Genomic DNA, 13586 nt, shown 5'->3' with positions numbered 1-13586 from the left:
AATTGCAATCAACGATTGAAGGGGAAGTTGGCGATTTAAGACAAAGCATAGGCAATGGATATGATATCTGCCAACATTGGCTCTTATTGAGACAATTAGAAATAATCAAAATTTATAAAGCTTCCAATGGCCATTCAGTCCCCCGACCCTGCGGCATGGGTGTGCTTAAAGCAGACGGCCAGATGTATAAGGAGTATGAAGACAGGACTTATGAGGAGCTAGAAACAGCCTGGGATGATGGGCGTGTAGTTGGCGTGCGCAATCTCTACAGCAACTTTTTCGTTCAAATAGAGCCTTATCAAGAGATTCTAAAGGCGTTGGAGAAAAGAGGAGTATTTATCGTGCTCCCTGATCCTAAAAAAGACCCTAGAGAGATGCCATCTGTATGGTATAAGTCATTAAAGATATTTTTAGCAGCAGTAACAATTAAAAAGTCAAAGGGCAAGGTCAAAAGTGGTATTTATATACCCCTTACCTTGATATTGCTTCTTGTTAAATTTAAGAGAGTAGGGCTTTTAAAGGAAATACTAAAGCATGAATTAGATAACTTAAAAGGCAAGAAAGAAAATAAGCATCGGTCAGAAAGGCTGGCAGAACAAGTCTTGTCAGTTTGGAAAGAAGAGGAAAGGGAAAGAAGACGTTCTAGAAAACAAGCAGCCCGTCTGGCAGAGGCTATCCTTAAACCAGGCAGTAAGATAACGATTCATAAATTAAAACTAGAAGAGCAGAATGCCCTGGCTAGAGCAGCTCATGAGGGCGATGGACAAGCGCAAGATGCCTTAAGGCAATTGCTTTACTTCTACGCAGAAACATTAGCATATAAGTGGCAATGGACATTTAGCTGTAAGGATATTCTTGGAGCTTTTGATAAAGCAATTCCAAAAATAATTACGAATTACAATCCTGATAGACCTAACGGCTCAAATCTTAAGAGCCTTGCTTATAAAAAATTTGGACAGATAAGAATTGATTTATGGAGGAAGGCTTCCAGAAGAAGAGAGAGTCCTTTAGACGAAAGCCTAGAACAACCTTCTCTTGCTATGTGTGAGGAAGAACTTGAATATATTTTAGATGAATTATTAAGACCCGTAAAAATACGTGGCGGGAATCCTGGTAGAGACAGATTAATCTTCAAAATTCGTATTATGGGACGACTCTGTGGAAAAGAAGTGAGCTACAGGGAAATCGGTGTACATTTTAACCTAGAGAAGTCCTCAGTTTGTATTCAATATTCCCAAGTTAGCAAGTGCGTGATCAGTCATTACGCGAAAAAACCATTACCTAGATCTTTGGTAGGTAGATTAGATATAGAGCGGTGGCGTGCCTTATTAAATTACTTTATACAGAATTCTAAAAATAATAATTCTTTATCAGTCGGCCCGAAGAAAACATCCGGCAAAGTAAAAGGAAATAGTCGCCAGTACTTTCCAGAAGATCCTAGTACAGCTGATATGTTCTTTGGTTCAATTCGTAAGGCGCATTATCGGAAAGAAGAAAGATCTTCAGAAAATAAAAGAAAAGGCCCTCCTGTCAAATGGACCAGACAAATCCTCTCTGAAGCCTTTAGGAATCCCCCTACAGAGATCAAAGACGTAAGAAGCAGCAGTCAATGGGAAGATGCTGGTTATAGGGGCATAATAAAGGTAGCTATTAGAATCTACGGCAGCTGGCATAAGTTCCTTGAAAGTCAAGGTATAAAGCCAATTGAGCGAAAGGAATGGACCGAACAAACCCTCTCTGAGGCCTTTAGGAATCCCCCTACAGAGATCAAAGACGTAAGAAGCAGCAGTCAATGGCAAGAGGCTGGTTATAGGGGCATGGTAAAGGTGACCTTTAGAATCTACGGCAGCTGGCTTGATTTCGTTAAGAGCCAAGACATACAGCCGATTGAGAAAAAAGGCCGTATTCCCAAATGGACCGAACAAACCCTCTCTGAGGCCTTTAGGAATCCCCCTACAGAGATCAAAGACGTAAGAAGCAGCAGTCAATGGCAAGAGGCTGGTTATGGCGGCATGGTAGAGGCAGTCCGTAGAATCTACGGCAGCTGGCTTGATTTCGTTAAGAGCCAAGGCATGAAGCCGTGTTGTGAAAGCTGTGTATATCAGAAATTCACACAGCATTATGATAATCCTAAGGTAGTCAAGGATATTTTAAATGGAAAGACAAAGGTAAAAAGCGAAGATATGAGTCTAGAACAACAGGTTAAATTAGCCAAAGAGGTTCAGAAAGGAAACCTAGCAGCTTACCAGGCACTTATGTATTCTCTGGAATGGCTTGCAAAGAAAATATCCAAAGAGTATAGATTAAAATACTTCAACCTAGATTCTGATCAGCGTCTCTCTGCCTGCCTTAAGGCTATCCCGGGTATTGTGGCACGCTTTGATCCAGAGAAATGGGATAAGACAATTGGTGCCTATGCCTATAAAAGATTCATGGGCTCTATAGATGATAAGGCAAGATCTGAGCTAAGGAGGGAAAAGCGAGAAAATACTAGTTCTTTAGATAGATCCCTAAACGAGAAAGATGAACGTGGAAGAAGGCCACAGACTTTATTAGATAAACTAATCCCAGAAGAACAACTACCTGAATTAACCCAACAAGAAGCAGAAACAAGGCTAAAAGAACTATTAAAGCCTATAAATGCCTCTGAAAGGAATAAACAGATGTTTATCCTAGCTGCCTTACACAGGTCAGGGATAATCAATATGAATCAAGAAGAGATAGCCAGGCAGTTTAACTGTTCTCCTAGTAATATTAGCCGTAATTATAAGAGTATTACACGTAAGCTTGGACTTATTTCCAATAACTCCCATCTTGCTAGATCAACACATGAAGATGTAGAAAGTCCTCAAATTAAAAGACATCATCACTTCCCAGAAGCACCTACTGCAGCTGATATGTTCTTTGGTCCAGTCCGTGTGGCGCATTTGCGGCGAGAATCCAGTAGAAAAAAGACTTCAGGAGCCCTATATTATTTTGGCGGGGGTAAAGCATGTGGTAGGGCAAGCATGAGATCAGCCTTGGGAGGAAAGGGTGCAAACTTGGCAGAAATGGCAAGATTAGATTTGCCAGTGCCACCGGGATTTACCATACCAAATAAGATTGTCAGAAGATACGATGAAAATAGAAATAGCTTACCAAAAGGAGTGAGTGAATTGATATTTCAAGGTGTTTCAGAAATAGAAAGGCGAACGAAAAAGGTTTTTGGGCATGTAAAGAAATTTGGGGATTTGAAGAATCCGCTTTTCCTTTCTGTTAGAAGTGGTGCCGAAGAAAGCGAGCCAGGTAGATATAAAACGTATACAAAGATAGGGTTACACAGAATAACATTGGATGCTTACGGAAGAGAAATAGGTGATATGCATAGGGCGTATTTAGACTTTTTGTTATATTTTATGTCTTATATTGCAGAATGTGTCAGCCAAGATGATGCTGGGTTTGATGAGGGGGTAAATAAGATTGTGGATGAGATACCTTCGCTACGGGAAAATTATTATATGGATAGGTATGACATACTACCCAAACTTATTTCTCTAGATAAGCTTAAAGAGATGGTTTTAAAAGCAGAGAGACTTTTTGAGCAAAAGACAGGTAAGAAATTCCCTACCCCCAAAAGACAGCTTATGCTAGCGGTAAAGTCGGTTATACAATCCTCTTATTTTGTTTGTGGCGCTGCATGTAATATCCAGGCCTATGTTTTTGGTAATATAGGAGATGAAAAGTCGGGCAGTGGGGTAATTTTTACAAGGAATCCTCTAAACGGAGAAAAAGGAATTTACGGAAGTTTTAAGTTTAATGCAGAAGGTTCAGAGGTCGTAGGCAGGTTAAAAATAGTAGATAACATATTATGTAAATGGGATAGACCAGAGGGACTTGATGCTTTGCAAAAGTATTTACCTCAACAATATCTTGAATTAGAGGAATTTGCCTTGTTGCTTGAAAAGCATTTTTATGAGATTCAGGATATAGAATTTACTATTCAAAATGGAAAACTGTTTATATTGCAAACAAGAGGAAACGAGAAATTTTCTACCCCGCTTGCAAGGGTAAGGATTTTATTGGACTTTGTGAAAGAAGGCCTTATATCCGAAGAGGATGCTTTAGGTAGGTTTAGAGAGGAAGAGTATGAAGATTGTTCTAATTTTGATGTACCCTCCTCAGTGCGTCTTGAACACCTATGGTGGACAAAAACATATCTAGAATCTCCTGTTCTGCGAAAAGACCTTGAAAGAAAACCAATAGCCAGCGGAATTATAGTCTTGCCTGGTATTGTTAGCGGACCGATTATTACTGATTGTACTAATCCAAAAGGCCGTAAAGGCATAGCTGTAATATTTAATGTTATGGAATTTGAGAGATTACAAACTATTACTCCTGAGGCAATAGAAAGACGTATCTCAGGAGCAATTTCATATGGAGGCGGATTTGCAGACTACATTGTTGTGCGAATGCGTGGTGCACAAAAAATTATTCCTCATCTTACACGGATCAATTTACAAATACATAGTAACACAGTTAAATTTTCTAGAACAAATGCAGAGGTAAAGATAGGAAGTTGGTTAATTCTAGATGGGAATACCGGGCATGTTTATAAAGGCAAGCTATCTAGCAAAGACCTTGAGGATTCTGAGATTACAAAGGTAAACAAGGGGATGATAAGAAAGAGAGATTCAGAATTACATCCTTACTATGATACTCTTTTAAAGTGGATAATTATTTTAGAAGTAGATGAAATCTTGATACGAGAGATTAAAAAGAGAGGTCAGTGGTCTTGGGAAGAAGATATAATTTTAGAAAAAGGGTTAACTCTTTCAAATGAGGAATTGTTTAATATTCTTAAAGAAGGAAATACTTTAGGTGCCCTAGCGGATAAGATTAGAGGAGACAATAAAAAAGTCGCTATTTTTAGAAAAGAGCTGCAGTTAGCAATTAAGAAAATAAAAAAAGAGAATGCCACTAGAGGAGCTATTAAAGATAAACTAGCTTTAGAATTGAAGAAAAGATTACTTTCTGAGCAAGTCTGCGGTAATTCTCCTCAAAACGGTGGGGTGTCAGGAGGGATGCTATACAGGTTGGCGAAGCAGGGAAATGCTAATGAGTTGGCAAGGATTATGAAGGCGTATCTTGAATACCATTTACAGCAGATTAGGGAATGCAAGTTTGGAATCATTGAGTTGGATTTTCCATGTTTAGTTTCAAGTTTAGTATCAATAATTGATAGCAAACCAGTATTATTGCCTATACTAAAAAAGGCCTTTGAGATTCTTTTGGAGGATTACAATGTTCAGGATAGACATTTGATATTTGAGTTGTTTTTTGAATATGAATCACATGAGATTCTGCGTTTAGGAGAAGTATTAATGTCAGATATCTATAAGCAAAGATTATCTTGGGCAGTTACATGGGATTATTTTGAGATTGCTGCACATCCTGAGCTATTGCTTTCAGCTTGGCTAGCTAATATGATGTCGCCTCTGGCCTGGAAGATAATAAAAAGAAAGACTAAAGGCAGGAGTACAGCGCAATCATTAAGAAGTCTAGAAGGACATTTAAAACATTATTATGTAAATACTTTCTCAACATCTGACCGGCCTGAAGGATGTAGGTGGGGTTGGACTACTATTGATTTTAAAAAGGCCGCTTTAGGTGATGAAGTAGTGGGGCAAATCATAGATAGATTAGACCAGTTTTTCTCTGTTGATGAAGGAGGCTACGGAGGATTCAGTACAACAACAGCCTATAGGCAGGGCTATAGGGCACGCATGAAGAATGAAATTATTGAATTAATGCATGCTTATAGAAGGATACGGCATGATAATAAGGCAGAAGGTAAATGTGCATCATTTGCCACATTAGATGCAGCATTTTTATCATTAATATCGATATTTACTCAGGTTCCATTTGAAAAAATATTTATATTTGGCACACAAATACATTTTGCGGTCTTCATAGATATAGATGAAGGATACGTATTTTCTAATTTATATTGGTATTCTAAGAAGAAGTTTAAAGAATTAAGCGAGAATATAGATTGGTATAGAGAATTTGCAGCTCCATGTACTGACAGTTTCGTTTCCTTTAGCGGCATTTTTAATTCTGTATTAGGCATTTCAACTATGTCCAAAGATACAGTAGTTAAGTTTTATAAAAGATTAAGCGAATTCTTTGGAGCAGAATTTAATATACCAGATTTGTCTGGGATAAGATTTATTGATAGAAGAGGCGCACCAATCAATATTCAAGATTTTGATTCAGCAGAAACTTTGCAAAAATACGCATTTAATCTTGCCGAAGAATATTTTGAGTATGAAGCTGCATTGTATGCATTTAGAAGCCTTAAGGTTAAATACCCTGAAGTTTACGCAGCCAAGGCCTTAGAAGAAACACACACAAAAGATAATGCGAGATTTATGTACAGCTTAGATGATGCGATAAGATTTGTCAGAAATATCCAAGGATTTAAGTCTGTATTTGGCAGCCTTGATAGGATTATGTTGCCGGATGAGGTCTTGGCCTTTGTAACTGGAAGTCACAGAGATAAGGCACTGCTTCTCTGGACACTTCTTTATTACATGAATGAAAGAAATATGGAGGACAGAGAGCTTATGTGTGTTGTTTTTGCAGAAGATGATAGCTTTGTTTATGTTAATGGTACCTTCATCAGTACCAGGACGTTTGAGAAGTCAATTGAAATTCCCGAAAGTATTAAATATATCTTTGATGAAAAAGGCCATTACGATTGCAATATATTTAATGGACATATCTTAATGGCTACAGATGCGAAATTAGTTTATTCCGAAAAAGATAATGACGAAGAAGATGCAGAAGACCCACAAAATAAAAGACATCACCACTCTCAAGAAACACCCACTACAACCGATATCTTCTTTGGTCCAATTCGTAAGGCGCACTGGCCGGGGTATAGTGCAGATAATGAGAATACTGAGGATGGTAGTAATGATTACCCAAGAAGATTAAAGGCATTAATGAGGAGAGAAAAGTATTTTTACTGCCTCACTGGCAAAGGCGTAGATTTAGAAAGAAGAGAAGTTGTAAAAAGGTTTTCCGCCAAAGTTGATTTAGTAGGCCCTTTGGCATTTCTAAAGCACATGTTTACATTTCAGGTTACTAGAGAATGTAATACCTGGTGTCCTCATTGCCTGTTTGTTTATTGCAAACCACAGAGAAAATTAAATTGGAAGCAAAAAGAGAAGATGTATAGAGACTTATTGGAATTTGCAGAAAATGATCCCAGGTTCAAAGAGATATGTATTGGCGGTGGAGAGCCTTTATCATTCGCTAAAGAGGATGTTTTATTTTTGTTAGAAAATAGCAGAAAACCCAATATCTTACAAACAAATGCTAAGTTTGCGAGTACACCAGGGTCTGCAAGGGATAGTTTATCCGAAGTATATAAAATTATAAAAGCTAAAACAGATGCCACTTCAGATTATTACTTTATTTTAAATACCTCCTTAGATAGCTTTCATCAGAGAACAATACCTATTTCTAATATTGCCAATTTAGTTCAAGTAATTGCAGAAGATTTTCCAGAAATTTCTTTAGTAATACGTTCTCTTCATGAACCTGATGTTCATAAACGCCTAGGTGTTTTGAAGTCTGAATTAAAAAGGAGAGGTTTTGCTGTTAAAACTAAAGTAGAAGAGAAGATATCTATAAGAGGCCGAAATGGAAAAAAACAGAAAGTAGTTAGAACTATCTACTGGACCCTAATTAAAAATCGTAGAGAGTATAGATTTATTGTAGGTGTAGATTTTGTTAGCAGGTTAGGATTCGCTGAACTTTTAAATGAGGAATGTTATCTCGGGGATTATGGCACAACAGAAAATTTTATTAATGGAAAAAGAACAGATTATTATGGACAAGACGTAGATTATTGTTATTTACCACAGACAGTGACTGTAAATTGTGACGGAAATGTATATTATTACTGCACGGCAATTCCTTGTTTTGGAAATGTTTACGATGAAGATATTACCACTATCATTGATATTTCAAAAAATGATCCTTTGATTTATTTTCTGGCATTCGAGCCTTATTTACTCTATCAGCTAACATTAGAGATAGAGCCAGATTTTATTGCTATCGCCAAACAATGCCCTCATCCTGATGACATTATGTATGAAATATTAAAGAGTCCAGCGCGCAGACTATATTTGACTGAGAGATTTATTCAGTTGTATTACGAAAAAAGATCTGAGGAATTAGACGAAAGTTTCTTGAGCGATTTAGGTATTCCTGATTCACAGGAGGAGATTATTGAAGAGTATAGGAAAAATATGAAAGAAGGAAAGGCAGCGATTGCCTCCAAAAACGGCGGGGTATCAGGAGGGATGCTGCAAGAGTGGCTTAGAAGGGGCGATCTGGAGGCGCTGGTAAGAGCTATAGATAGATATATTGACTGGGTTTTGAACTATGAGATTGATGTTGAAGGAGAGCAGGATCAAACTCCAGAGATGAGCCGAGGAGCAAAATACTCTTATCTATTTAGGACTTTAGAGAAGATTATCAGGCAAAGCAAGTTGCCTAGCAAGAAGAGACGCCATTATGTAAGCACGCTGAAAGATGTTTTTAGAGAGTTGGCAGGCAAGTATAAAGTAGAGAAAGCAGAGAATGCTTTTGTTTGGTTACTTAACCAATCTCCTTTAAGAGTCAGAGATGCAGGAGAGCTACTTCTGAGATATATAGAGCCAGGAGAACAGAGAAGGAGACGTTTGTATAGAGAAATCGAAATCGGCAACCAGGAGGCTTTAGTGCAATTTGTGGAGGAAAATAAAGGGCTTATTCAGAATATAATTCATTCAACCCCCAGAATTGGGTTTCTTTTAGGCCTCTATGATGAAGAGGAATTACTTGTTGCAGGAATTTGTTGCCTGACAGAAATTTTAAAGGGCAAGAAAAGGTATGACTTCACCCAGGATACAAAATTAAGCACATTTCTAGCCCCTATGATTAAAGACGGCATATATACTGCGTTTATTGGTAAGAGTATAGAGCGGGATAAAGTAAGTCTTGATGATGAGAGACGAGTTGAGGGAGGAGAGCTACTAGCTGGAGAGATGTTCTTAAGCGAAATTTCTCTAGAGGCATATAAATTAAAGGAAGCTAAGGAAGATGGGGATCAGGATGTGACTGAAAGAGGAGCTAGATTAATAGAATATTTAGGTGATTATGCTCTTATAGAGCCGAATAAGGCTTTGGCCTTTAGTTTCTTTTGTGGTTTAGAAGATGGAAATCCTCACACAAAAGAGGAGATCACATACATACTTTATGATATGGGTATAAGAAATCAGGATGGAGAAAAATACTCAGATCTAACTATCGGAAATTGGATTAAGAAGGCAAGAGAGTATTTACTGAAGAGAGAATTCGACGTAGGAGAAGCAAAGAAAATTCTTGAAATAGAAAAAGAAGATAATAAGAATGTTAAAAAGGCAAGAAAAGACTGGCAGGCTTTTGTTGCTTCAAATGTCAAAGGCAGGGTTCCGCAATGGCTGCCTATCTGGATTGATAAGAATGGAGCTATCTATATTATTCCAACGATGAACGCTCTAAGTGGTTACAAAAAATATGCTAATAGAAAAGGCTACACTGGGATTGATGAGAGAGGAGATAATTATTGCGTTATTGTTGTTTTTAACGAAAGTGAAGTACCAATAGGAAGAGAATTTGTGGAATTAGAAAATGGAAAAGTTAAAAGTATAGAGAAAATGCAACCTGGTGAGACAATACTTGAGCTGAAGAAGCGATTAAGTACCGAGGAACAATTGAATGATTGGTTTAATTCCAGATTTACAAGTAAGCTTCCCGAAGGTTATATCGAAAGAAAGGCTACTTCCCACCAAAGAATTGGGGCTTGCCTTGTAAGATTATTCAGCAAATCTACAATAACGTCCTATTTGTCTATATCATATAAACTTGACGGTCAAATGATAAAGATTCAAGCAAGGGCTGCTGGATTGAATTGGGGTTTATTGGGAGTGTATACTCAAGGAGACAATAATGTAACCGGTTTTTTATTTTTAACAAATAGCGATGGTAAAATTTCTCGCAGGAAGCTTAATCATAGAGCATTAGCGTGCAGGAAACTTAATAGCGATGAACGCAAGATTGTAGGAGAGTTGCTTGAAAAGGAAGTTTTCACCCCAAGAGGAAGAAGACGAAAGACGCCAAATGCCTTAAGTCAGCTAAAGGCAAGGATTGAGACAGAAATCAGAGATCTAAGGCTAATGGATACTGATAAATACGATATCTGCGAGCATTGGCTCCTCTCGCGACAGTTAGAGATAATTAAGACTTATGAAGACTCACTTCTTGATTCTCGTGACGGCGATATTCCCGGCTCCACCGACGGCCACGTATTCTACTACCAAGAGCCGGTGGGAGAGTCACCGGTGGGTAAGAGAATAAGGATGATGCTGCATGATGCAGGGTTGGGGTTGTATAGGAGTGGGAATGATACAGAAATATATTTACCACAGCAAGGCTCTTTGGATTACTTTATGAGTGCTTATACATTCAGATGGGTTTATTCAGAGATGACTGAAGAAGAGTTTAAAGAGACATGTGCTAGATTGATTAACTTTTTTGGAAGAGATAGGATGCGTTACGCATTTAGTAGAAATAATGCCGCTTTTTCTCATAATTTAGTGCGTATTTATAAGTTCGGCATAGATGAATTTGAAAGATTAGCCAGGCATATTGACCTAGAGATAGTAGGGAAAGGTTTTGAAAATAATGAAGAATGGTTCATTAATTCTTTAAATATCTTGATAGCTAATGAAAGAGATTTAGTTTGGCTTAAGGATTTAGAGGAAGAATGCTCTTATCTTATCAATATGGAAGGAACTAATATAGATGGATACTTAGAAAGAGCAAGACAAACATTAGTAGGCTTAGGCAAGATGGATGCTATTTTAGCTAGTAAAGACAGAGATAAGATACTTACGAAAGTTCTGCTATCAATATTACTATTTCGTCAGAACCTTCTAATCTCTTTAATTAGTAAAGAAGAATATAGGCTTTTAGTATATAAAATTCTAATTCAAGCTTGTTTTAGTGAGAAGTATGATAACGCGTCTTCTTATTTTATATTTGGCATTCCCTATATTAAGGGTACAAGTTTTGCTACTAGTTATTTTGTAAGTACATGCGCCCATGAACTTGACCATAATATTTTTTCTGGTGACTGCTTCATTAGTGAAATTATAAGCGATTTGGGAGGCTTTTCTATTCTTGAACAAATAGGTTGGAGCGAAGATATCGAAGAGTCTCAAGTCATACTAGAATATGGTCGTTTCAAAAAGGATTTTGCTCTAGTTTTACGCACAAGAGAGCACCACTATTGCGCACGAACTCAATTACAGTGGATTATAGAGCAATTAGAGTCGGTTGACTACACTAGGCTTTTTCGATTGGCACTAATGATTGTTAAAAAGGGGCCTTGGATGAGATTCAGCATTTTTGTCTTAGAGTTGTTAAGGCAATACGGCCAGGAAATTGCGGGTCCAAGCGAGGAGCTCGATCCTGTAGTTTCAGAGATGTCAGAAAAATTAAGAAAAGGAAGAGACAGACTTATTACACCTGAAGAGATCCGCAGAATAATTAGGGTATTTCAGCCTTCCGACCCCCGCAACGGCGGGGTATCAGAAAAACCCGCTGATATTGAGACATATACACTTAACAGCATAACTGATGTGGCAGACCCGTTGACTTGGGAGATTTTGTCTAAAGATTTAATTAAGGCTATGGCTTACGCAGCTACTATAATTGAACTCGGTCCGGAAACTAGATTTAGGTTATATGAGGCGCTAAGAAAAGAGGATTATGCTGGAGAATATATAGCAATAGATTTAGCGGGGAACATCGCTGATTATTCTGATGAGGGTTTTAATTATTTCCCACCTGATGGACCTGGTGATATTTATGATATCGATTTTATGCATAAAGTTATTGAAGGCAGCAAATCTCCAACAATCATAGTCTCGGATGCAGCTATTAGATACCTTTATCCTGAGGATATGGGCTTTAAGTTAGGAAATTCAGAGTCAGAGAGGCAGCGCGCAGAGTTACTGGCTGAAGTTTTTGATAGTTATCCCGGCATTGATGTACATTTTCATCTCTTTCCTGCGGTTCTGGATGATAAAAGATATGAGGAGATTAGCCGGGTATATAAACTTATGGCCCAGCGCGGCTGGAGAGTTATAAGACTCACTGTCAAAGATAAATATGATACATTGTGGATATTTATCAGGCCAAGTGTAGATATGCCTGGAAGTTTAGTTCAGTTTTTAGGGCAGTTAAATGATGCTAAACTTTCAAGACTTATCCAGGATATTGTTAGAGAATTAAGGCAGTATGAAAATCAAATTAGAAGAATACATCCAGCATTATCTATTTTTGGTTCAGCTAGTGTTGGTGAGGCTGATTCGATTTATAATGATACTCAAGATTTAGTAAGGAAGTTAGATGGTAATGGCTACTCTATAGTTACTGGCGGAGGCCCGGGAGTGATGCGGGCGGCTAACAGTGTTGCGACTTCTCGGCCATCTGTTGGTTTGCAAATACAATGCCCGAAGGAGGAAGGCAATGAATTTGTTGATATAGGTTTAATGTTTAAGTATTTATTCGCCCGCAAAAGAGCGTTCATTGATTTAAGCGTTGGCGCGTTATGTATGCCGGGTGGTTTTGGAACCTTAGATGAATTTTTTGAAATAGCTAGCTTAAAGGATCAAGGCCATATCAATGATTTTCCCTTGGTCTTGTTTGATAATGTTAGTAGAAAATTCTATCAAGGATTAGAAGAGCGAATGAGAGATTTGTCTGAACGGGGTTTATTGAGAAAGAGGCCGAAAGATTTATTCGTTGTTTTAGATTCTAGTCAGAGAATACTTAGATATTTAGAAGATGAGGCTTGTTTAGAGAAGTTAAATGCTAATAATAATGTTGACATTGAGCAGGTAATTAGAGATCTATATCGGACTTTGAAGAGAATTGAGAAGGTTGTTCCTGCCTTTGGTATTGTAGGTTCAGAACTTGTTTCCGAGACTAGTCCGGAGTATGAACAGGCAAGGCAGGTAACTAAAGGTTTAGCCAATAGTGACATATCTGTAATCTATAAAGGCCATAGGGGTATTTCTGCTGCAGCCGCTCAGGGTTATAAGGATGTAAAAGGGACTAATTCACAATGCATATCTTTATTGCTTAAAGGCAATAGAGATCATTCTAATCATGCGAGCATGAACTTGGGCTTTAGCTATACGTTTGAACAGAAGATGGCCCTTATCAGACATAGTAGCTTGGGTTTTGTTTTCTTGCAGGGTGGAACAGGCACATTGGATATTTTATTTGAAGTATTATGTTTGATGCAACTGGAAAAGATAGAACAGGTTCCCGTAGTTTTACTTGGAAGAGATTTCTGGCAGCCCTGGCATACTTGGTTTAAAAAGACTCTTTTGCCTGCCGGAGTTATAGTTGAGGAGGATTTAAATCGTTATAGAATAGTTGACACATACCAGGAGGCTGTTGCGATAATCGAAGATTTTTACCTAGGACGATTGCTCTAA

1 protein-coding gene (only partly in view) is annotated in these 13586 nt (G+C 37.9%); it reads left to right on the top strand.

The window, feature by feature from the left end:
- Positions 1-13586, top strand: the 3' end of a protein-coding gene (locus KJ593_08025) for an LOG family protein (protein MBU2541830.1). It extends 17434 nt beyond the left edge of the window; the window shows 13586 of its 31020 coding nt (coding positions 17435-31020); its start codon lies off the left edge, out of view; it ends in the stop codon at positions 13584-13586.

It is taken from the genome of Candidatus Omnitrophota bacterium (assembly GCA_018830005.1).
Taxonomy (GTDB): domain Bacteria; phylum Omnitrophota; class Gorgyraeia; order JAHJTE01; family JAHJTE01; genus JAHJTE01.
This window is presented reverse-complemented; position numbering and strand designations above follow the sequence as displayed.